We start from the raw sequence: 21,490 nt of genomic DNA, 5'->3' as shown, positions 1-21,490 counted from the left end.
GGCGGGCCGTCCCGCCGCTCCGGGGCCGGCGGCGCAGGAGCGGCGGCGGCCCGACCGCACGCGGCGGCCGCAATGACCGATCCCCGCCAAAGTCCGGGCGCCCGGGGCCCCGTCATTGGCCGGGTCGCGCCCTGGTGCGCGGATGCCGCCGGTTCCTAGCATTCGAGCACTCCCGGTCCACTCCGACGGGAGGATCCGGCGCGGTGAGTGTCATGTCCCTGACCATTCAACCATCGACAGCGCCACCGTGTCCGGGCGCATCACCCGTTCGAGCCCGTGCACCGGTCCCCCGCGGACCGTGCCACGCGGTCCGCGACGGCCGCCCCCGCACCCCTGAGGCGGTCGCACCCCCCGGCCCGGGGCGACTTCCGCCCCGGGCACCCGAGGCAACGGAATGGGAGAAGCATGAGAGCCCCGTTACTGGTGGGCGGAGCGGTCGCCGCTCTGTTCTTCTCGGCCCTGCCGGCCCAGGCGGGTCCGACGATCCCCGACCCCCCGCCCGACAAGATCGTCATCGACATCGCCACGGTGAACGGCTCCGGGTGCCCCCTGGGCACCGCGGCCGTGGCGGTCTCCGAGGACAACACCGCCTTCACGGTGACCTACAGCGACTACCTCGCCCAGGTCGGCGGCGGCGCGCCGCCCACGGCCGCCCGCAAGAACTGCCAGCTCAGCCTGCTCGTGCACGTCCCCGGCGGATTCACCTACGCCATCGCGAGCGCGGACTACCGCGGCTACGCCTCCCTCCAGCCCGGCGCGTCCAGCACCGAGAAGGCCTCGTACTACTTCCAGGGCTCCCCGAACACCGAATCCCGGACCCATACGTTCCGCGGGCCGTACGAGGACAACTGGCAGGCCACCGACGAGACCGACTGGGCCCAGCTCGTGTGGGCGCCCTGCGGTGTGCAGCGGAACTTCAACATCAACACGGAGATCCGCGTCAACGCGGGCACCTCGCACCCCTCGACCACCAGCTACATGACCATGGACTCGACGGACGGTGACATCAGCACCGTCTACCACCTGGCCTGGAAGGAGTGCCCGAAGAAGAGCTGACTCTCCGCGCGTCCCTCGCCGCCCCGGCCGGGCTCCCCCTTCCCGGCCGGGGCATCCCTCTGTCCGGGCGGAACGTCCCCCGGCAGGGCCCGGAGCCGGCGGGCACCGGGGGTGGCCTACGCTGAGGGTTCGTCATGGGCGCCGGGCCGTGAACCGGGTGTCCGGCCGGCAGGGGCGGGAAGGGGGCGGCGCGGATGAACCGCTGGGCGCGGCGCACCGCCGGGACCGGCCCTCTGCCGTCCGTACTCCTCGGCCTCTGGTCGCTTCTGATCGTCCTGCTCGGCAGCGCCCCGGCCGTCGCCGGCGCTCCCCCGGCCGCCCCGCCCGCCGCGGCGCCGGCGCACGGTCCGGCCGCGTCACCGTCCGGGCGCGGTACCGGTCAGGCCCCGCAGGCGCGCCTGCCCGAGCGGGGCGGCTCCGACGCCGCCGTGCAGCGGACCACGCCCGCCGAGCACTCCGTACGGCTGCCCGCGGCTCCGTCCGCGGTGGCCGGCGCCGCGTACACCGCGCCCCCGCCGCTGCGCGGCACCCTCCGCGCGGACGGCTCCGGCGAACGCGCCCCGCCGCACGCCTCGCACGGCCCCGGGCATCCCCGGGGACCTCCCTCCGCACGACACGGCTGACGCGACCGCGTGCCGCGTACCCGGGATCCCGTCCCGGGAGCGGGCGCGGCCTTCCCGCGCGCCGCGCCGCTTCTGCGGCGGTCCGGCGCCCCGTCCTGTGTCCGCCTCCCCGGCCGCCGGGTGCGCGACCACGCGTGCCCCGGCCGGGGACCCCTTGTGGAGTCCGTCCATGTCGCCCAAGCCCCACCCGCCCGCCTCCCGCGGGCCGAGCCGCCGTGCCACCTGGTGGCGTGCGCTGCTCGCGCTCGCCGTCGTCGGCGTCTCCCTCTACGTCGCCCTGACCACCCCCGCCCGCCTCGGACTCGATCTGCGCGGCGGCACCCGTATCGTCCTGGAGGCCCAGGACTCGCCCACCGTCCGCGCCGACGCGGCGGCCACCGACCGGGCACTGGAGGTGCTGCGCCGCCGGGTCGACGGACTGGGCGTCGCCGAGCCCTCGCTCGCCCGGTCCGGGGAGCGCCGGATCGTCGTCGAACTGCCCGGGGTCCAGGACCCCCGGGAGGCGGCCGAGGTCATCGGCCGCACCGCGCAGCTGACCTTCCACCCGGTCACCGGGGCCGCGGCGGAACCGGGCGGCGGGGCGCAGCCGGGCGGCGCACGGGTGCTGCCCGACCCCGACGCGCCCGGCGCCTTCCTCCGGCTCGGCCCGCCCGCCCTCACCGGGGAGGGCGTGGACGACGCGGCTGCCGTCCTGGACCCGCAGACCGGCGGCTGGCGGATCGACCTGTCCTTCCGCGGCAAGGGCGGCGACCGCTGGGCCGAGGTGACGGGCAAGGCGGCCTGCGCGGCCCCGGGCGATCCGGCCCGCCGGGTGGCGATCGTGCTGGACGACCAAATCGTCTCCGCGCCCGGGATGCAGAGCGGCGTGCCGTGCGGCGCGGGGATCACCGGCGGCTCGGCCCAGATCACGGGCGACTTCACCGCCGAGGAGGCGCGTGAACTCGCGGCCCTGGTCAAGGGCGGTGCGCTGCCCGTGCCGGTGACGGCCGTCGAGCAGAGCACGGTGGGGCCGACGCTGGGCGCCGAGGCGATCCGGGCGAGCGCGCTGGCCGCCGTCATCGGGCTGATGTGCACCGGGGTGTTCATCATCGCCGTGTACCGGCTCCTCGGCTTCCTCGCCACCGTCGCCCTCGCGCTGTACGGACTGATCTCCTACGCGGCGGTGGTCGCGCTCGGCGCCACCCTCACCCTGCCGGGCCTCGCCGGTTTCGTACTCGCCATCGGGATCGCCGTGGACGCCAACGTCCTCGTCTTCGAACGGGCACGGGAGGAGTACACCAAGCCCGGCACCCGGACACGTGCGCCGGTACGGGATCTGCGCCGGTCGCTGCGGACCGGGTTCTCGCGGGCGTGGAGCGCGGTGGCGGACTCCAACATCACCACCCTGATCGCGGCCGGGCTGCTGTTCGCCTTCGCGACCGGGCCGGTGAAGGGCTTCGGGGTGACCCTCGCCATCGGTGTGGTCGCCTCGATGGTGTCGGCCATGGTGATCACCAGGCTGCTGGCCGAGTGGGCGGTGGGCCGGAAGACGGTGGCCCGCCGGCCGGCGGTGACGGGGATCGCGGGCACCGGCCGGCTGCGGGCCCGGCTGACCCGCCGGCCGCTCCGGCTGATGCGGCACCGGCGGCGCTGGCTGGGCGTCTGTGCGGGCCTGCTCCTGGTCGCCTTCGCCGGGATCGGGGTGCGCGGGCTGGACTTCGGCGTCGAGTTCACCGGGGGCCGGGCGGTGCAGTACGCGACCGAGCGCCCGCTCGACGCGGACACGGCCCGCGCGGCCGTCGTCGACGCCGGCTTCCCCCAGGCCGTGGTGCAGACGACGGACGACGGAGACGTCTCCGTGCGCACGAAGGAGACGGGCGACGAGGACCAGCAGCGCATCCGCGAGGCGCTGGCGGCGGACGGCGGCGAGGTGACCGCCGAGCGGGACGACCTCGTCGGGCCGAGCCTCGGCAGCGAGCTGCGGACCCATGCGCTGATCGCCCTCGGGGTCGCCGTCGCGGCCCAGCTCCTCTATCTGAGCGTGCGGTTCCGGTGGACTTTCGCCGCGTCGGCGGTGGTGGCGATGGTGCAGGACGTCCTGCTGGTCGTGGGCCTGTTCGCGTGGCTCGGCAAGCCGGTGGACAGCGTCTTCCTGGCCGCGCTGCTGACCGTGGTCGGCTACTCCGTCAACGACACGGTGGTGGTCCTGGACCGGCTGCGTGAACTGCGGCGCACGGGCTCCTCGTTGAGCTGGGCCGCGCTCGGGGACCGGGCGGTGGCGCAGACGCTGCCGCGCACCGTGAACACCGGAATGGGGGCGCTGTTCGTTCTGCTGGCGCTGGCGTTCCTGGGCGGTGACTCGCTGGCCGACTTCTCCGTGGCGCTGCTGGCGGGCGTGGTGCTGGGCATGGCGTCCACGGTGTTCACGGCGATGCCGGTGACGGTGCTGCTCCAGGACCGGTTCACGGTCGGACGCCCGGAACGGTCCCGTCCGGCGAAGGGCTCCGGGAACGCGGCGGGCACCTCGGCGGCGGGCGGGCGCGGGCGGACGGGCGACGGGGCCGTGGTCTGAGGCCCTCCGGGGACCGGCCTCCCGGGCCGGGCGGCGCCACACCGCCCGGCCCGGGGCCGGGCGCCCCGCCGCCGGCACACCCGGCCGGCTCTGGGACTGCGACGGCACCGCGGCCCAGCGGTGGGTGGTCAGCGGCGCGCGCGACATCGTCAGCCGCCGGCAAGTGCCTGGACGCCACCGGCAACAGCTCCGCCAACGGCACCCGCCTCCCCTGTGGACGTGCGCCGGCACCGCCAACCAGAAGTGGACGGTGAACCGCTGCCCCACGGCGGGGCGCACTCTCCCGCACACGGCGTCCGACGCCGCACGGGCAGGCGGGCCCGCCCTTCGGGGAGGACGGGCCCGCCTGCCCGTGCGGCACCCCCCGCCGGGACGCCTCCCCCGCCCCGGGACCCCGGCGCGGGGAGCCGGACGCGCGCGCGGTAGCGTCGGGCGGCCCCCACGATCGGAGTCGTACGGATGCCACGGATTCTCACCGTCTCGGACAGCGTCGTGATCGACGCGTCCCCCTCGGCGGTCTACGCACAGGTCGGCGACCCGACGCGGATGGGGCGCTGGAGCCCGGAGAACCGGGGGGCGGTGGTGCGCGACGGGTCGGCGGCACCGGGCCCGGTGGGTGTGGGCACCGTCTTCGACGGACGGAACCGGCGGGGGCGGCTGAGCTGGACGACGCGCTGCACGGTGACGGCGGCCGACCCGGGTGAGCGGTTCGCCTTCCGGGTGCGGGCGATCGGCGGCCGGCGGCCCGTGCTGCCGGGACGGATCGCCACCTGGGAGTACCGTTTCGAACCCGCCGACGGCGGCGGAACCCTGGTCACGGAGACCTGGACGGACGACCGGCGCTGGCCGGACGCGCTGGCGAACGCCTTCGACAGGGCGGCGACCCGGGGGTACACCTTCGCCGACTTCCAGCGCCGCAACATCCGCACCACGCTGGACAACCTGAAGCGCGCGCTGGAGAACCGCGGCGCCTGACCCGCCCCCGGGCGGGCCGGCCTTGCTGCTCAGTTGGTGGAGAGGCCGGCCGCCGCGCGGGCGAGGGCGTCGAGGACGGGCCGGGTCAGCGGGTGGTCCTCCGCACCGCGCCGGACGGCGGCGAAGACCCGCCGGGTGGCGGCCGGTCCGGTCACCGGGCGGACCACGGCGTCCCGCAGGTCCATGCCGCGCAGCGCCGAGCGGGGCACGAGGGCGACCCCGGCGCCCGCCCCCGCGAGGACCGCGACGGCCCGGAAGTCGTCCGAGAGGTGCACCAGCCGGGGCTGGAAGCCGGCGAGTTCGCAGGCGAGGAGCACCATGTCGTGGCAGGGGTTGCCGGGGTAGGGGCCGATCCAGTCGCTGGCGGCGAACTGCGCCAGCTCCACCCGTTCCCCGGCGGCGAGCGGATGGCCGGCCCGCAGCACCGCGTCGAAGGGCTCCGCGTAGAGGGGGACGCGGGCGAGGCGCCGGTCGTCGGCGCCGGGGGCGCCCCGGTACTCGACGGCGACCGCGAGATCGGCCTCCCCGTCCAGGACGAGGGGCAGGCTCTCGTCGCCCTCGGCGTCCCGGACCCGGACGGCGATCCCGGGCCGCTCCCCGGCCAGGTCCGCTATCGCCGGGGCGACCACCTCGGCGATCCCGGTGGCGAAGGCGGCCACCGTGACCGTGCCGGACGAGCCCTGCGCGTAGGCGGCGAGCTCTGCCTCGGCCCGTTCGAGCTGGGCGAGGACGGAGTGCGCGTGGGCGAGGAGGATCTCCCCGGCGGCGGTCAGGGTGACGCCCTTGCCGCCGCGGATCAGCAGGGTGTGGCCGGTCTCCTGCTCCAGGGCGTTGAGCTGCTGGGAGACCGCCGAGGGGGTGAGGTACAGCGCGGCGGCCGCGGCGGTCACCGTACGGTGGTCCGCCACGGCCCGCAGGATGCGCAGCCGGCGGGGGTCGATCACTCCGCCATTGTGTCAGCCCCGGTCGGCGTGCCCCGCACGCCCCGGCCCGGGTCAGCCCCGGAGCGCGGCGCGCGCGTCCGTGAAGGCGGCCACGGCCCGCTCGACGTCCTTGGTCGAGTGCGCGGCCGAGAGCTGCACGCGGATGCGCGCCTGGCCCATCGGGACCACCGGGTACGAGAAGCCGATCACGTACACGCCCCGCTCCAGCAGGAGTTCGGCCATCCGGCCCGCCTCGGCCGCGTCCCCGATCATCACGGGGGCGATGGCGTGGTCCCCGGGCAGGATCTCGAAGCCCGCCTCCGTCATCCGCTCACGGAACAGTTTGGTGTTGGCGGCGAGCTTCTCGCGCAGGTCGCCCGCGGACTCCAGCAGGTCGAGGACCTTGAGGGAGGCGGCGGCAATGACGGGGGCGAGGGAGTTGGAGAACAGGTAGGGGCGGGAGCGCTGGCGCAGCAGCTCGACGATCTCCGCGCGGGCGGCGACATAGCCGCCGGACGCGCCGCCCAGGGCCTTGCCGAGGGTGCCGGTGATGATGTCGACACGGTCCATCACGCCGTGCAGTTCCGGGGTGCCCCGGCCGCCGGGGCCGACGAAGCCGACGGCGTGCGAGTCGTCGACCATGACCATGGCGTCGTAGCGGTCGGCGAGGTCGCAGATCTCGGCGAGCGGGGCGACATAGCCGTCCATGGAGAACACGCCGTCGGTGACGATCAGGCGGCGGCGGGCGTCCTGGGTCTCCTTGAGCTGCTGCTCCAGGTCGGCGAGGTCACGGTTGGCGTACCGGTGGCGGCGGGCCTTGGAGAGGCGGATGCCGTCGATGATGGAGGCGTGGTTGAGGGCGTCGGAGATGACGGCGTCCTCGGGGCCGAGCAGGGTCTCGAAGACACCGCCGTTGGCGTCGAAGCAGGAGGAGTAGAGGATCGTGTCCTCCTGGCCGAGGAACGCGGAGAGGCGCTGCTCCAGTTCCTTGTGGATCTCCTGGGTGCCGCAGATGAAGCGGACGGAGGCCATGCCGTAGCCCCAGCGGTCCAGGGCGTCCTTGGCGGCGGCCACGACCTCGGGGTGGTCGGCGAGCCCGAGGTAGTTGTTGGCGCAGAAGTTGAGGACGTCCCCGGGGGCGCCGCCGGCGGTCACGGCGACGGAGGCGCTCTGCGGGGTGCCGATCACGCGCTCCGGCTTGTAGAGGCCGGCGGAGCGGATCTCGTCGATGGTGGCGCGCAGTTCGTCGCGGACGGACGCGTACATGGAGTCTCCTTGAGGCGGGTGCCGCGGGTGGGCGGCGGCGATGCGGGGGCGGGGCGGCGGCGGGGGGCGCGGGCCGGCGGCGGGCAGGGGCGCGGGCGGGGGGCCGGGGCGCGGGCCTGGGGCCGGGTCAGGCCGTCCAGTCCAGGACGATCTTTCCGCTGCGGGCGCTGGACGCCTCGTCGAACGCGGCGTCGAAGTCCCGGAAGCCGTAGCTTCCGGTGATGACGGGGCTGAGGTCGAGGCCGCCCTCAAGCAGGACCGTCATCGCGTACCAGGTCTCGAACATCTCGCGGCCGTAGATGCCCTTGATGGTGATCATCGAGGTGACGATCTTCGACCAGTCGACGGCGAAGTCCTCGGCGGGCAGGCCGAGCATGGCGATGCGGCCGCCGTGGGTCATGTTGTCCACCATGTCCCGCACGGCCTCGGGGCGGCCGGACATCTCCAGGCCGATGTCGAAGCCCTCCTTCAGACCGAGCTGCCGCTGGGCGGCGGCGATGTCGGTCTCGGCGACGTTGACCGCGAGGGTGGCGCCGGCCTTGCGGGCCAGTTCCAGGCGGGGCTCGCTCACGTCGGTGATGACCACGTTGCGCGCGCCGGCGTGCCGGGCGACGGCGGCGGCCATGATGCCGATCGGGCCGGCGCCGGTGATCAGCACGTCCTCTCCGACGAGGGGGAAGGACAGGGCGGTGTGCACGGCGTTGCCGAAGGGGTCGAAGATGGCGGCGACGTCCAGGTCCACCTGGGTGCGGTGCACCCAGACGTTGGAGGCGGGCAGGGCGACGTACTCGGCGAAGGCCCCGTCCCGTCCGACGCCCAGGCCGATGGTGCTGCGGCAGAGGTGGCGGCGGCCGGCCAGGCAGTTGCGGCACTTCCCGCAGACGAGGTGGCCCTCGCCGCTGACGATGTCGCCGACCGCGATGTCCGCGACATCGGCGCCGACCGAGGCGACCTCGCCCACGAACTCGTGCCCGAGGATCCGGGGCGTGCTGACGGCCTGCTGCGCCCAGCCGTCCCAGGAGCGGATGTGCAGGTCGGTCCCGCAGATACCGGTGCGCAGCACTCTGATCAGCACATCGCCGGAGCCGGTCTCGGGCTCCGGCACGTCCATGAGCCACAGCCCGGGCTCGGCGTGCTGCTTGACAAGTGCCTTCATGGTGCGGCTCCAGGCAGGTGACGGGACTGACCGGATACCGAAAATACGGCTCCGCCCAGTGGACGGGCTCCAATCTGCCCAGCTCGGAGCGTCGCGTCCATCGAGGATTTCTTAAGCGGCCCCACAGGGGAGCTTCAGATGCCCCGATCCACCCGCCCCGATCCGCCCGCCGAACGGACTCGCCTCCGGCTCAGCCGGTGTGCCTGTCGGCTCAGCCGGTGTGCGGGTCCGGCTGTCGGGCGGCGACGCCGAGGTGTTCGCCGACGCGGTTGACCATCAGGGTCATCTCGTAGGCGATCTGACCGACGTCCGCGTCACCGGCGCTCAGCACGCACAGACAGCTGCCCTCGCCCGCCGCGGTCACGAAGAGCATGGCCTCGTCGAACTCGACCATCGTCTGCCGGGCCCGCCCGGCGCGGAAGTGCCGGCCGGACCCCCGGGCGAGCGAGTGCAGTCCGGAGGAGACGGCCGCCAGATGCTCGGCGTCCTCCCGGGCCAGGCCGCTGCTCGCGCCGGTGACCAGCCCGTCGTTGGAGAGCACCAGCGCGTGCGTGATGTGGTCGACCCGCTTGGTCAGATCGTCCAGCAGCCAGTCGAGTCCCTTGTCCAGCGCCATCGCGGCAGTCCCCCTCCGTCGTACGTTCCCCGTCGTCTCGCGTCCGGCCGCCAGCCTTTCGCACGCGGCGGCGCACGGCAAGGTGCTGCCCCCGGCGAGGGCCCCGCCCGGGGGCGTGGGGCACCTCCTAACCGACGGACTCCAGCAGGCGGGCGGCGTGCATACGGCCCGCGTACTCGACGAGGCGGACCAGCACCTCCTTGCCCGAGTCGCGGTCGCGTGCGTCGCAGAGGAGGACCGGGGTGCCCCGTTCGAGGTCGAGCGCCCGGGACACCTCGTGTGCGCCGAACGACCGTGCGCCGGGGAAGCAGTTGACGGCGACGACGAACGGGATGCGGCGGTGCTCGAAGTAGTCGACGGCCGGGAAGCAGTCGCTGAGCCGCTGGGTGTCCGCGAGGACCACGGCGCCGAGCGCCCCGTGCGCGAGTTCGTCCCACACGAACCAGAAGCGCTCCTGGCCCGGGGTACCGAAGAGGTAGAGCCCGAGGCCGGAACGGACGGTGATCCGGCCGAAGTCCATGGCGACGGTCGTGGCGCGCGGGACGCCGTCCCCGGCGGTGGCCGTCGTGCCCGCCGCGCCGAGGGGAGCGGGGGCGCCCGGTTCGCTGACGAGTTCCTCGGTCCGCAGCGGGCGGATCTCGCTCACCGCCCCGACCAGCGTCGTCTTGCCGGCGCCAGGCCCCCCGGCGACGAGGATCTTCAGGGCGAGCGCGGAGTCGTCCGCGCCGCTCCCGTCGTTGTACGCGAAGGCCATGGCTCACTTCTTCCAGGAGGGGCGGTCGGGACAGGAAGTACGGGTGCGGGCGGATACTCGCTCGCGGCGGGGCGGGCGGCGGCCGATGATCGGGCCGTGCACACGTTCCTGGAGACCGAACGCCTCACCCTGCGGCCCTGCGACGCCGCCGACGCCGAGGGCGTCCTCGCCCTGGACAGCGACCCCGAGGTCATGCGCCATCTCAACGGCGGACGCCCGGTGACCCGGGAGGAGGTGGTGCGCGAGACGATGCCGCGGCTGCTCCGCCGCCATCCCCTCGGTGCGGGCCCGTCCGGACCGGGGTATCCGGGCTACTGGGCGGCGGAGGAACGGGGCTCGGCGGCGGAGGAACGCGGCTCGGCGGCGGAGGAACGCGGCTCGGTGGCGGAGGAACGCGGCTCGGGCGGCTGGCTCGGCTGGTTCGAGTTCCGTCCGGTCGACGGGGAGAACTGGGCCGAGGTCGAGCTGGGCTACCGGCTCGGCCGAGCCGCCTGGGGGCGCGGACTCGCCACGGAGGGCGCGCGTGCCCTGCTCCGCCTGGGCTTCACGACCCTCGGGGTGGAGCGGGTCGTGGCCACCACCATGACGGTCAACACCCGTTCCCGCCGGGTGCTGGAGAAGTCCGGCCTGCGCTGGGTCCGCACCTTCTTCGAGGAGTGGCCGGAGCGCATCGAGGGCTCCGAGCAGGGTGACGTCGAGTACGCCGTGACACGGGCGGAGTGGCTGCGTGAGGCGTCGGCGGGCGGCGGGCGGTGAAGGGACGAGCTCGCGGGCCGGGGGGCGCCGGGGCGCGGCACGCGAGGACGCGGCCGCGTGCGCGTCCGGGGCCGGTGGGCTCTCAGAGCGCCCGCAGACCGTCGATGAGCTCACGCAGAATCCTTTCGTCCGAGAGGAGTTCCACCGCGGGGGCCGGTGCGACGCGCACCAGTCCGGCGGCGAGCAGGTCGCCGGTGAGGACCCGCACCGCGGTGACCGGCAGACCGGCGTCCGCCGCCAGATCGGCGACCGACTGCGTCCCTCGGCGGCACAGGTCGAGCAGGGTGCGGTGCTCGGGACCGAGGAGGGAGTCCGCCGCGGGGGCGGGAGGGTCCGGGGCCCCGGTGACGAGCGCCGTCAGATCGAGGCGGGCCCCGTCCGACCCCTGGCCCGTGCGGCCGCCGGCCATCGCGTACGGGCGGACGAGGGGGCCGGGGTCGGGGTCGTACCACCGGCCGCGGGCCGGGTCCGGCTGCCGGTGGGCCGGACGGGAAGGGGCCGGCGCTCCGACCGGCGGGGTTGCCGGCATCGCGGCGGGGGCCGCGGCGGGGCACGCGGCTGCAGCCGGGGGCGCGGCCGGGCCGGGTGCGGGCGTCTGGCCGGTGTGCTCGACCGCGGGCGCCCCGGCGTGGGCGCGCCGCCCGGTGCCGCCCGGCGCCGGAGGGGGCGGCGGAAGCGGTGTCCCTCCTCCGGGGACGGCGTGTGATGGGCGCATGGCCTCCTCGTTCCGGGTGCGGACCGGAGTACGTCGAAACGATCCGGCGCGTGGGGGTGCGCGGCCGTGTGGTCCCGTGGCTCAGGGACGCTAGCCCGCGGACTGCCGCCCGCGCGGGCGGCAGTCCGAAAGCTGATGGAAGCTGACAATCCGGCGCTCCGGAACGATCACTCCGGGCACATCCGTGCACGGAACGGTCGCCTCCGGGCCGCATGATGGGTGCATGAGCGACAACCGCAGCGGTGACGGCCACGACGACCACAGCGCCGACGACCGCACTCGCGTGCAGGAGTTCTTCGGTTCCCGGGCGGCCGGCTGGGACGCGAAGTTCCCGGACGACGGCCCCGCCTACGCCGCCGCTGCCGCTGCCCTGGGGCTGCGCCCGGGCGACCGCGTCCTGGACGCGGGCTGCGGCACCGGCAGGGCGCTCGCCCCCCTGCGCTCCGCCGTCGGCCCCGCCGGCACGGTCCTCGGCATCGATCTGACACCCGCCATGCTGGACCGGGCCCGGGCCCGGGACAAGGGGCGCGAGGCACGGGGCGCGCTGCTCCTCGGTGACGTGGCCCGGCTCCCCGTGCGGGACGCCGCGCTGGACGCGGTGTTCGCGGCCGGGCTGATCGCCCATCTCCCCGAACCGGCCAGAGGTCTGCGCGAGCTGGCGCGTGTGGTGCGGCCCGGCGGGGTGCTCGCGCTGTTCCACCCCGTGGGGCGGGCCGCGCTCGCCGCCCGCCACGGCCGCGAACTCGGTGCGGACGACCTGCGGGCGGAGCCCAACCTCCGTCCGCTGCTGTCCCGTTCGGGCTGGCGGCTGACCTCCTACACCGACCGGGACGACCGCTTCCTCGCCCTGGCCGAGCGGGCCGGCGGCTGACGGGCGCGCACGGGGGCGCAGTCCTTCCGCCGCTGCGGACCGGCCGGGGAGCGGCTGTTCGAACTCGGCACGCCGGTGGAAGACTTGAGGTACCGGCGGCAGGTGCCGCACCCTCGCCCGGAGAAGGTGGTCCGCGTGTTCGCCCTCCGCAAGGTCCTCGACCGGCTCCGCACGCTGTTCGCCCCGCACCCGCCCGTGCCCGTCGGGCCCCCGGGGCGCTCCGGCCCCCGGCACAACGTCTTCGAGGCGGCCGCGACCTATGTCACGGCGAGCGTCGAGGACGACCAGGACCGCGCCGACGAGGCCACCGGCTGGGTGGCGCCGGACGCGCTCGTCTTCGGGATCAACGAACTCGCCTGCCGCGCGGTGATCGCGCTCGCCCGGGAGCGGGACCAGCCCGTCGAGGCGGTCGCCCGCGGCCTGCTGGGCCTGCCGGGAGCGGAAGCGTCCCGGCCGGCCTGACCCGCACCGGCTGCCCGCCCTTCGGCGGACCCGTCTCGGCCCGACCCTCGACGTGCGGGTTACCCACTGGTTAAGGTGCGCCGACGAACGATGGGACCGGGAGGCAGCCGTGGGCGTGGCGGACGAGGTCGTGGACGAGGACGCGCTGTACGTACTGACCGCTGTGCTGCTCACGCCCGCGCAGTTCCCCGGCGTCCTCGGCGACGACTACCCGCAGGCGTGCGCCGCGCTGGACCTGGAACCGTACGCCGAGGGCTACGGGCTGGTGCTGGGGCAGGACGCGGCCGGAGCCCGGTGGACGGTGGTCGTCGACGATGTGTCGCTCGTCGCCGTGGCCATCGCCTCCTGGGACTGCGGCATGGAGTACGACCTCTCGCCGGACGAACGCTCGATGGTCACCGCGCTCCCTGGCTGGCCGGTGGAACTCGCCGTCGCCGCGCCCGGCATCCCCGCACCCCGTGACCCCGACCCCCAGGACGCCGGCCGGGCACCGCTCGCCCCGCCGGACGTGGACTCCTGGGGGTCGGCCCAGCGCCGGCTCGGGGCGGACGAGGTGGCTCTCCAGTGGGCGCAGTGGCGTGCGGAGACGTCCCCCGAGGACGCGGACCCCCACGAGCCGCGGCCCGGGAAGGGCACCGAGGGCACACAGGCGTCCGGCGCGGAACCGTCCGGCGCTGAGACGGACGGCGCGGAACCGACCGGCGCGGAGGCGGACGAGGCCCCCGGCACGGCGGCGACCGCCGCAAGCAGCCCCGGCACGACCGCCGGGGCCGACGCGGAACCGGGACCGGCCACGGCCGCCGGCGCGGAGCCGCCGGCGCCGTCCAGCGCGCCCGGCACCGCCGCACCCGCCGAACCCCGACTCAACGCGGAGGTGCGCCGCGCTCTGCGGGAGGCGCGCGCGTACGGCGAGCAGGCTCCCCCGCCCGGCCGCGTCCGCTCCGCCTTCGCTCCCGGCGGTGCGCGCACGATCCGCGCCGACGGCCCCGGCTGGTCCATGGTCGCCCGGACCGACGACATCGCCTATCTCCTCCTGGACACCGAGCCCTGCGAGGTCATCCCCGTGCCGCGCGGCCCGGAGCTGGAGTCCCTGCTGGAGGTGCTGGAGAAGGTCGCCGTCCACCCGGCCTGACGGAGCTGCCGCCGGCAGCCCGGTCCGCCCCGCCCGGCGAGCTGCTCAGCGCCCTATCTCACGGCGGGACGAGACCCGGCGCAGCCTGCGCCGCTGGCTGGGGTCGAGCATCAGATACGCGGCCGTCGGCACACCCAGCACGATCAGCAGGGAGAACCAGAACCCGATCAGCGGCCACAGGAGCAGACCTACGGCCACTCCCCCGATGACGATCTTCGTACGTGTCGACATGTCGTCGCCTCCTTCGCGGCGGCTGCCGCTTCTGACCGTAGAACGCGCCCGCATCTCAGACGGTTCCCCGTACCGCGCCGGACTCGCGCAGGGGTCCCCCGACCTCGTGCAGGTGGCCCAGGGCCTGCCGGTACGAGTCCACGAGCCCGGTCTCCGTGTACGGCAGGCCCAGGTCCCGGCAGTGGGCGCGGACCAGGGGCCGGGCCAGCCGCAGATGGGGGCGGGGCATGCTGGGGAAGAGGTGGTGCTCGATCTGGTAGTTGAGTCCGCCGAGGAGCCAGTCCGTGACCGGGCCGCCGCGGATGTTGCGTGAGGTCAGGACCTGTCGGCGCAGATGCCCCCAGTCCCGGCCGTGCTCCTCGTCCGGCATCTCCATGCCCTTGTGGTTCGGTGCGAAGGCCATGCCGAGGTGCAGTCCGAGGACCATCTGGTGCAGCAGCGCGAAGAGCAGGGCGCGGACCGGCGGCATCGAGGCGAACAGCAGTGCCGCGTATCCCGCAGCATGGGCGGTCAGCAGCACCGCCTCCACCAGGCGTTCCCGGTCCCGCCGGCCGGTGCCGCGGGCGGCGAAGACCGCGCGGAAGCCGTAGACCTTGAGGGCGATGCCTTCGAGCGTGGTCAGGGGGAAGAACAGCCACGCCTGGTGCCGGGTCAGCCACCCGCGCGGCCCCGTCCGCCCCACGGCCTGCCGCTGGGTGAAGACAAGGACGTCGGCGGCGACGTCGGGGTCCTTGTCGACGTGGTTGGGGTTGGCGTGGTGGCGGTTGTGCTTGTCGTTCCACCAGACCCGGCTCATCCCTAGCAACAGGTCGGCGTGCACGAGCTGGATGATCCGGCCCGCGCGGCGCCTCCCGGTGATCTGGGCGTGCCCGGCGTCGTGGCCGAAGAAGGCGGCACGGGCGGAGAACAGCGCGAGCGGCGGGGCGAGGAACAGCACCCACCAGGAGCCGCCCGCCAGGACGACCCCGGTGACCACCGCCGCCAGGGCGAGGAGGTTGATGCCCATGCCGCGTGCGTACCAGGCGACCCGGCGGTCCAGCAGCCCCTGCCCCCGGACGGCGCGCAGCAGCGGGGCGAACTCGCTCGCGGCCGGAGCAGCCGGCGCGGTCCCGGGGGGCGCGGGAGGCGGAACGGACGCGCCGGGCAGGCGGAACGCGGCCGGGGCGTCGGGTGCGCCGTCGGCGAGCGGGACTGCGGGCGGGGCGGCGGGCTGGGGCATGGCGGTCTCCGGTCCGTCGGATGGGCACGGGGTGGGCGCGGACCCGTCGGCCACGTCGGGCGGCATCGGGTCCCGCGCGTCGGATGTGCCGTGACCTGAGAAAACGTACGGATCGGAGTCCGCGGGAACCATGGCGGCACCACCCGGGCCGGTGCGGGGGCCCACCCGCCTCCCGGGGTGGGGCCCCCGGCACCCCCGCACGCGGGTCCGCCCGTCGCCGTCCCGAAAGCGGTGCGGACCGGTCGCCCCTGAGGTACCATCGGCGGCTCCCGCGCCCAGTAGTCAAACTTGAGGAGTACGCCATTCACGTGCCCAGGCCCTCCGCGACACCCACACCGCCCCCTTCCACGCCACCGCCCCCCGACGTCGGCCTGGCCCGCCACCCGGCCGTCTTCCTGCCCGGTGACCCCGCCCGCACCGGCCGGGTCGCGTTCCTTCCGCCGCCGGACGCCGACGGCACCGGCCGTCCCGGCACGGGCACCGTCACGGCCGTCGTCCCGGTCGCCGGGGGCGGCGTCCGCGCCGAGGAGCGCACCGCGGTGGTCCTGGACCTCGCCGACGCCCTGCCCGTGCTGACCCGCGCCCGGGTCCGCGAGGACGCCTCACCCTCGGCCGCCTTCTGGGGCGCCGCCACCGTGTTCGCCCTGCACCTGGCCGCGCGGGGCCTCCTGCTCCCGGGGCTCAGCCCGTCCGGCCACGACGCCTGGCGGACGGGCCCGCTGACGCCGGCCGATCTGGACCGGCTGCGCACCCTCGCCGCGTCGATGCCGCCCTCGGCCCACGCGGTGCCCCTCCCCGCCCTTCCCGGCCCGGACACCGGAACCGCCCCCGGCACCGAACCGCTTCTGCTGCCCGAACCCGAGCGCCTGCTGCGGCAGTTCACCGACGCGGTGGCCGACACCCTGCCCCGTACCCCCGCTGCCCCGGACGCCGCCGGCGGTCCCGCCTTCGCGGCCCGGGAACCCCAGCGGCTCCCGGGCCTCGCCGCCTGGGCGGCGGACATCGCGGCCGGGCACGACGCGGGCGTCCGCCTCTCCCTGCGTATCGAGGTGCCCGGCCTGGCCACCGCGGGCGAGGACGGCACCGGCGCCTCCTTCCGCGCGGTCGTCCAGGTGCACGGCGTGGCCGACCCGGGGCTGGTCGCGGACGCGGCCGACATCTGGGCCGGAACGGGCGCGGCCGCGGCGGCCTTCGGACCGCGCGTCCGGTTCGACGCCCTCCTCGCGCTGCGCCGGGCCGCCCGCGCCTGGCCGCCGCTCACCCCGCTGCTGCACACGGCGGTGCCGGACGCGGTCGAGCTCGCCGACGAGGAGGTCACCGAGTTGCTCGGCGAGGCATCGCGCGCCCTCGCCGCCGCCGGTGTCCAGGTCCACTGGCCCCGGCGGCTCGCCCGCCGGCTCACGGCCCGCGCGGTCATCGGCGCGTCGGACCCCGCCGGCTCCGGTGCCGGCGAGTCCGGAGCGCACCGGGCGCACGGCCACGGCCCGCACGCCGTCGGCGGCGGGCCCGGACTCCTGTCCGCGGACGCCCTGTTGTCCTTCGACTGGCGCTTCGCCCTCGGTGACGAGGAGGTCAGCCGGGCCGAGCTGGACCGCCTGGCCGAGGCCGGCCGGCCGCTCGTGCGGCTGCGGGACTCCTGGGTGCTCATCGACCCCGAGGAGGCCCGCCGCGCCCGGGACGGCAAGGACCGGACCGTGACGCCGGTGGACGCCCTCGGGGCCGTCCTCACCGGCACGGCCGAGGTCGACGGACGGCGCGTCGAGGTCACGGCCGCCGGGTGGCTGGAGACCCTGCGGGCCCGGCTCGTGGACCCGGAGGGCGGCCGGCTCGACATCGCCCAGCCCGCCGCGCTCGCCGCGACCCTGCGCGACTACCAGCTCCGCGGCCTCAACTGGCTGCACCGGATGACCTCCCTGGGGCTGGGCGCCTGCCTCGCGGACGACATGGGCCTCGGCAAGACGGTCACCGTCATCGCCCTCCATCTGCACCGGCAGACCGACCCGGCGGCGGCCGGGCCCACCCTCGTGGTCTGCCCGACCTCCCTGATGGGCAACTGGCAGCGGGAGATCGAACGTTTCGCCCCCGGCACCCCGGTCCGCCGCTTCCACGGCCAGGCCCGCTCCCTGGACGATCTCGCCGACGGCGAGGTGGTGCTGACCACGTACGGCACGATGCGTCTGGACGCGGCGCGCCTCGCGGACGCGGGCTGGGGGCTGGTCGTCGCCGACGAGGCCCAGCACGTCAAGAACCCCTACGCGGCCACCGCGCGGCAGCTGCGCACTCTCCGCTCCAAGGCGCGCGTGGCGCTGAGCGGCACGCCCGTGGAGAACAACCTCTCGGAGCTGTGGGCGCTGCTCGACTGGACCACGCCCGGTCTGCTGGGCCGTCTCGGCACCTTCCGCCGCCGGTACGCGGAGGCGGTCGAGGGCGGCGGCGACCCCGCGGCCGCGGCCCGGCTGGCGGCCCTCGTCCGGCCGTTCCTGCTGCGCCGCCACAAGTCCGACCCCGGTATCGCGCCGGAGCTGCCGCCGAAGACGGAGACCGACCATCCGGTGTCCCTGACACGGGAGCAGACCGCGCTGTACGAGGCGGTGGTGCGCGAGAACCTGGCGGCGGTCGCCGCGGCGGACGGGGTGGAGCGGCGCGGGCTCGTCGTGGCGCTGCTGACCGCGCTCAAGCAGATCTGCAACCACCCGGCGCAGTACCTGAAGGAGGAGGACCCCCGGCTGGCGGACCGTTCGGGGAAGCTCGAACTCCTCGACGAGCTGCTGGACACCATCCTCGCCGAGGGCGCCGGGGTGCTGGTGTTCACCCAGTACGTGGCGATGGCGCGGCTGCTGGAGCGGCATCTCGCGGCGCGGGGCGTACGCACCCAGTTCCTGCACGGCGGCACGCCGGTCGCCGAACGCGAGGCCATGGTGGGCCGGTTCCAGGGCGGGCGGGTGCCGGTGTTCCTGCTGTCGCTGAAGGCTGCGGGCACGGGCCTCAACCTGACGCGGGCGGAGCATGTCGTGCACTACGACCGCTGGTGGAACCCCGCCGTCGAGGCGCAGGCCACCGACCGGGCGCACCGCATCGGGCAGAGCAGCCCGGTGCAGGTCCACCGGCTGATCGCCGAGGGCACCGTCGAGGACCGGATCGCCCGGCTGCTGGAGCGCAAGCGGGACCTGGCCGACAGCGTCCTCGGCTCGGGCGAGGGCGCGCTGACCGAACTGACCGACGCCGAACTGGCGGAACTGGTCGAGCTGAGAGGGAGCGGACGATGAGCGGCGCACACGACGAGCACGCGGCCGGGGGCGCGGACCCGGTGAGGACCTTCGAGGCGCTGCCTCCCGCCCGGGGGCGGGCGTTCGCGACGACCTGGTGGGGCCGGGCGTGGCTGGGCGCACTGGAGGACACCGCCCTGGACGGGGAGCAGCTGCGCCGGGGCCGACGGCAGGCCCGGGAGGGCGCGGTCGGGGCGGTGAGCGTGCGCCCCGGGCGGATCACGGCGGTGGTCCGGGACCGGGACGGCACCGCGTACCGCAGCGATGTGCTGCTCCAGCGGCTCGGCGACGAGGACTGGGACCGCTTCCTGTCCGCGGCGGTGGAACGCGGGGAGCACATCGCCGCGCTTCTCGACCGGGAGATGCCGCCGCATCTGGTGGAGGACGCCGCGGCGGCCGGGGTGGACCTCCTGCCCGGCATCGGCGACCTGGAGCCCGAGTGCACCTGCGAGGCGTGGGACCACTGCCCGCACACGGCCGCGCTCTGCTACCAGTTGGCGCGCCTGCTGGACCGGGACCCGTTCGTGCTGCTGCTGATGCGCGGGCGCGGGGAGCGCCGGCTGCTGGACGAACTCCAGGTGCGCAGCGCTTCGCGGGCGGAGGCATCGGACGAGCCGGAGGCCCCGGCGGCGGAGGGGGTGCGCGCCGACGAGGCGTTCGCCGCGGCGGAGATCCTGCCCGCGCTGCCTCCTCCGCCGCCGCTGCCCGCGGCTCCGGGCCCGGCGCCGTCGCTGGACGCGGAGACCGGTCCGGGGCCGGGCGTGGACGCGGCGGCGCTGGAGTTCCTCGCGGCCGACGCGGCGGGCCGGGCGCTGGCGATGCTCGGGCGCGCGCTGGCGCCGGGGCACGCGGACCGGGAGCCGGAGCCGGTGTTGAGCCGCGCCGAGGACGCGGTGCGGCTCGCGGCGGTGGCGACGGCGTCCGCGGGCGCGACGGGGCCGGCGTCGGGGGGTGCGTCGGAAGCGGGTGCGGCGCCCGGGTCGGCGTCGGCGGGTGGGGCGATGGCGTCGGGAGGTGCGTCGGAACCGGGCGCGGCGGGCGTGGGCGCCGGTCCGGGCCCGCACCCGGGTGCATCGGGCTCGGCTCCGTACGCGGGTGTCGTGTCCCGGCTGGCCGCCGCGACCGGTCGCACACGGGCCGGGATGGACCTCGCGGTGCGCGCCTGGCGGGCGGGCGGGGCGGCCGGACTCGCCGTCCTCGAGGGGGAGTCCACCCCCGGCACGGCGCTGCTGGCCCGTGCGGCCGACGCCCTGGAGAGCGCCTGGGGCGAGGACGGGACCCGGCCCCGGCTGCGGGCGGCCGGGGCGGGCCGCTGGACCGTCGTCGGCACCGGCGCGCAGCTCCGACTCGGTCCGGACGGGCGGTGGTGGGCGTTCGTCCGGGAGGGCACGGCATGGGCGCCCGGCGGCCCGCCGTCCCCCGATCCGGCGACGGCCCTCGCGGCGTTGACGGCGGACGCACCCTAGGCGCCCCCAAGGGCAACCGGGAGGCGGCCGGAGGCCGGGCGGCGCAGGATGCTTGTCGCCGCCCGGCCGCGGGTCCACGATGGGCGCGAGGAGGCCGACGTGAGCGACCCATGGGTGGCCCTGGAGCCCGGCGCCGATCCGGCGGAGCGGAGCGCGGCGCTGCGGCGGGCGTACGACGCGTACCTGACGACGGGCCGGGTGGAGGTCCCCGTGCGGCCCGAAGTGGCGGACTCCTGGCGCAGATCGGCGGCGGCCCGGGTCAGCCCCGAGGGCGTGGCGGGCGTGGAGCCGGGGGACGGGGACCTGGAGGCGTACCGCGCCGCCCACGTCCTCGCCGCCGTGATGCCCCTGGTGCGCGAGCTGACCGGCGCCTATGCGCGGGACGGCGAACACCTGGTCGCGGTGTGCGACGCACACGGTCGGCTGCTGTGGGTGGAAGGCCCGGCCGCGACCCGGGCGAAGGCGGGCCGGATGAACTTCGTGCCCGGGGCGCGCTGGTCGGAGACGACGGCCGGCACCAACGCGCCGGGGACGGCGATCACCGTGGGCCGGCCGGTCCAGGTGTTCGCCGCCGAGCACTTCCGCCGCCCGGTGCAGGCGTGGACGTGCGCGGCGGCCCCGGTCCACGACCCGGCCACCGGTCACCTGCTCGGAGCCGTCGACATCACGGGCGGCGACCGGCTGGCCCATCCGCACAGTCTGGCCTTCGTCGGGGCGGTGGCCCGGGCGGCCGAGGCCCAGCTCGCCCTGCTGACGCCCCCTCTCCGGGCCGAGTCCCTGCGGCTCACCGCGCTCGGCCGCAACGAGGCGCTGCTGACGGCCCGGGGGCGGCGGATCCGGCTGAGCCCCCGGCACAGCGAGATCGCCGTGGTGCTGGCGGGCCGCCCGGAGGGCATCGGCGGGGACGAACTCCTGGTGGAACTGTACGAGGACGAGGCGGTCACCCCGGTGACCCTGCGCGCCGAACTCTCCCGGCTGCGGCGGCTGCTCGGCCCGGAGCTGCTGCGGTCACGGCCGTACCGGTTCGCGGCGCCGGTGGAGGCCGACTTCGACCGGGTCGCGCGGCGGCTGGCGTCGGGGGCGGTGTCCGAGGCCCTCGCCGGGTACGCGGGCCCGCTGCTGCCCCGGTCCGCGGCCCCGGCGGTGGTGCGGCTGCGCGGGCGGCTGGAGGACGGGCTGCGCGCGGCGCTCGTCGCGCGCGGGGACCCGGCGTTGCTGGCGGACTGGGCGTACAGCCGGTGGGGCGGCGACGACCTGGCGGCGTGGCGGGCGCTGGCGGCCGCGCTGCCCCCGTCCCGGCGCGCGCCGGCGCTCGCGCGGGTCGCGGAACTGGACGCGTGGCAGCGGGCGTGACGGCCCGGCCGGTGGCGGGGCCGGTGCGGCCGGGCGGGGACGCAACCGGGTTGCAACGTCCCGCCGCCTAGCCTCCTCGGCGAGCGCCGCCCGACGGCG

Annotated in this window: 19 protein-coding genes and 1 pseudogene; 12 read left to right on the top strand and 8 right to left on the bottom strand. The window is 76.1% G+C overall.

Features of this window, described 5'->3' with window-relative positions:
- The first annotated feature begins 405 nt into the window (after window positions 1-405).
- The 5 genes and pseudogenes from C593_RS0120970 (at window position 406) to C593_RS0120955 (ending at window position 5,205) form a co-directional block, all read left to right on the top strand.
- Window positions 406-1,056 carry a DUF4360 domain-containing protein gene (locus tag C593_RS0120970; RefSeq protein ID WP_026277911.1) on the top strand — a complete coding sequence of 217 codons (651 nt, stop codon included), beginning with the start codon at window positions 406-408 and terminating at the stop codon, window positions 1,054-1,056.
- A gap of 194 nt (window positions 1,057-1,250) precedes the next feature.
- Window positions 1,251-1,679, top strand: a complete 429-nt coding sequence (locus C593_RS0120965; protein WP_018849276.1) for a hypothetical protein — start codon at window positions 1,251-1,253, stop codon at window positions 1,677-1,679.
- A 169-nt stretch (window positions 1,680-1,848) separates the two neighbouring features.
- Window positions 1,849-4,230 carry a protein translocase subunit SecD gene (gene secD / locus C593_RS0120960; protein WP_018849275.1) on the top strand — a complete coding sequence of 794 codons (2,382 nt, stop codon included), beginning with the start codon at window positions 1,849-1,851 and terminating at the stop codon, window positions 4,228-4,230.
- A gap of 55 nt (window positions 4,231-4,285) precedes the next feature.
- A pseudogene (locus C593_RS33880) lies at window positions 4,286-4,483 on the top strand (ricin-type beta-trefoil lectin domain protein); the annotation flags it as partial.
- 206 nt (window positions 4,484-4,689) lie between these two features.
- Window positions 4,690-5,205, top strand: coding sequence for an SRPBCC family protein (locus C593_RS0120955; RefSeq protein ID WP_018849274.1), 516 nt, complete (start codon window positions 4,690-4,692; stop codon window positions 5,203-5,205).
- 29 nt (window positions 5,206-5,234) lie between these two features.
- Here C593_RS0120955 and C593_RS0120950 read toward each other — a convergent pair whose 3' ends face one another.
- The 5 genes from C593_RS0120950 to C593_RS0120930 all read right to left on the bottom strand — a co-directional run bounded on the left by C593_RS0120950 (window position 5,235) and on the right by C593_RS0120930 (window position 9,920).
- On the bottom strand, window positions 5,235-6,149 hold the full coding sequence (locus tag C593_RS0120950) for a LysR family transcriptional regulator (RefSeq protein ID WP_018849273.1): 915 nt from the start codon (window positions 6,147-6,149) through the stop codon (window positions 5,235-5,237).
- A gap of 51 nt (window positions 6,150-6,200) precedes the next feature.
- Window positions 6,201-7,394, bottom strand: coding sequence for a glycine C-acetyltransferase (locus C593_RS0120945; protein WP_018849272.1), 1,194 nt, complete (start codon window positions 7,392-7,394; stop codon window positions 6,201-6,203).
- A gap of 127 nt (window positions 7,395-7,521) precedes the next feature.
- Window positions 7,522-8,550 carry an L-threonine 3-dehydrogenase gene (gene tdh, locus C593_RS0120940; protein WP_018849271.1) on the bottom strand — a complete coding sequence of 343 codons (1,029 nt, stop codon included), beginning with the start codon at window positions 8,548-8,550 and terminating at the stop codon, window positions 7,522-7,524.
- 211 nt (window positions 8,551-8,761) lie between these two features.
- Window positions 8,762-9,166, bottom strand: coding sequence for a roadblock/LC7 domain-containing protein (locus tag C593_RS0120935; RefSeq protein ID WP_018849270.1), 405 nt, complete (start codon window positions 9,164-9,166; stop codon window positions 8,762-8,764).
- Between the two features lie 127 nt (window positions 9,167-9,293).
- Complete coding sequence (locus C593_RS0120930; protein ID WP_018849269.1) at window positions 9,294-9,920, bottom strand: ATP/GTP-binding protein; 627 nt, start codon at window positions 9,918-9,920, stop codon at window positions 9,294-9,296.
- 96 nt (window positions 9,921-10,016) lie between these two features.
- On the opposite strand from C593_RS0120930, the gene C593_RS0120925 reads away from it, so the two are divergent.
- Complete coding sequence (locus tag C593_RS0120925; RefSeq protein WP_018849268.1) at window positions 10,017-10,676, top strand: GNAT family N-acetyltransferase; 660 nt, start codon at window positions 10,017-10,019, stop codon at window positions 10,674-10,676.
- Window positions 10,677-10,758: 82 nt separating this feature from the next.
- Here C593_RS0120925 and C593_RS0120920 read toward each other — a convergent pair whose 3' ends face one another.
- Window positions 10,759-11,205 (bottom strand): DUF742 domain-containing protein, encoded by a 447-nt coding sequence (locus C593_RS0120920; RefSeq protein ID WP_018849267.1) that lies wholly within the window; start codon window positions 11,203-11,205, stop codon window positions 10,759-10,761.
- Between the two features lie 409 nt (window positions 11,206-11,614).
- Between C593_RS0120920 and C593_RS0120915 the strand changes: the two genes are divergently transcribed.
- From C593_RS0120915 to C593_RS0120905, 3 genes are all read left to right on the top strand, one after another.
- A complete protein-coding gene (locus tag C593_RS0120915; protein ID WP_018849266.1) occupies window positions 11,615-12,262 on the top strand; it encodes a methyltransferase domain-containing protein in 648 nt (215 codons plus the stop codon).
- A gap of 135 nt (window positions 12,263-12,397) precedes the next feature.
- Window positions 12,398-12,724, top strand: a complete 327-nt coding sequence (locus C593_RS0120910) for a hypothetical protein (RefSeq protein WP_018849265.1) — start codon at window positions 12,398-12,400, stop codon at window positions 12,722-12,724.
- A gap of 109 nt (window positions 12,725-12,833) precedes the next feature.
- On the top strand, window positions 12,834-13,856 hold the full coding sequence (locus C593_RS0120905; RefSeq protein WP_018849264.1) for a hypothetical protein: 1,023 nt from the start codon (window positions 12,834-12,836) through the stop codon (window positions 13,854-13,856).
- A 45-nt stretch (window positions 13,857-13,901) separates the two neighbouring features.
- Here C593_RS0120905 and C593_RS0120900 read toward each other — a convergent pair whose 3' ends face one another.
- The gene (locus C593_RS0120900; protein WP_018849263.1) at window positions 13,902-14,087 is read right to left on the bottom strand and encodes a hypothetical protein; all 186 of its coding nucleotides are present in this window, start codon (window positions 14,085-14,087) and stop codon (window positions 13,902-13,904) included.
- A gap of 55 nt (window positions 14,088-14,142) precedes the next feature.
- Complete coding sequence (locus tag C593_RS0120895; RefSeq protein WP_018849262.1) at window positions 14,143-15,306, bottom strand: acyl-CoA desaturase; 1,164 nt, start codon at window positions 15,304-15,306, stop codon at window positions 14,143-14,145.
- Window positions 15,307-15,614: 308 nt separating this feature from the next.
- On the opposite strand from C593_RS0120895, the gene C593_RS0120890 reads away from it, so the two are divergent.
- The 3 genes from C593_RS0120890 (at window position 15,615) to C593_RS0120880 (ending at window position 21,391) form a co-directional block, all read left to right on the top strand.
- A complete protein-coding gene (locus C593_RS0120890) occupies window positions 15,615-18,572 on the top strand; it encodes an ATP-dependent helicase (RefSeq protein ID WP_018849261.1) in 2,958 nt (985 codons plus the stop codon).
- Window positions 18,569-20,038 (top strand): hypothetical protein, encoded by a 1,470-nt coding sequence (locus C593_RS0120885; protein ID WP_018849260.1) that lies wholly within the window; start codon window positions 18,569-18,571, stop codon window positions 20,036-20,038. Before C593_RS0120890 ends, C593_RS0120885 begins: the two co-directional genes overlap by 4 nt.
- 99 nt (window positions 20,039-20,137) lie before the next feature.
- Window positions 20,138-21,391, top strand: coding sequence for a GAF domain-containing protein (locus C593_RS0120880; RefSeq protein WP_026277908.1), 1,254 nt, complete (start codon window positions 20,138-20,140; stop codon window positions 21,389-21,391).
- Window positions 21,392-21,490: the final 99 nt, after the last annotated feature.

Source organism: Streptomyces sp. CNT372 (genome assembly GCF_000377145.1).
Note: the sequence above shows the minus strand (reverse complement) of the source record. Positions and strands in the feature narration are given on the sequence as shown.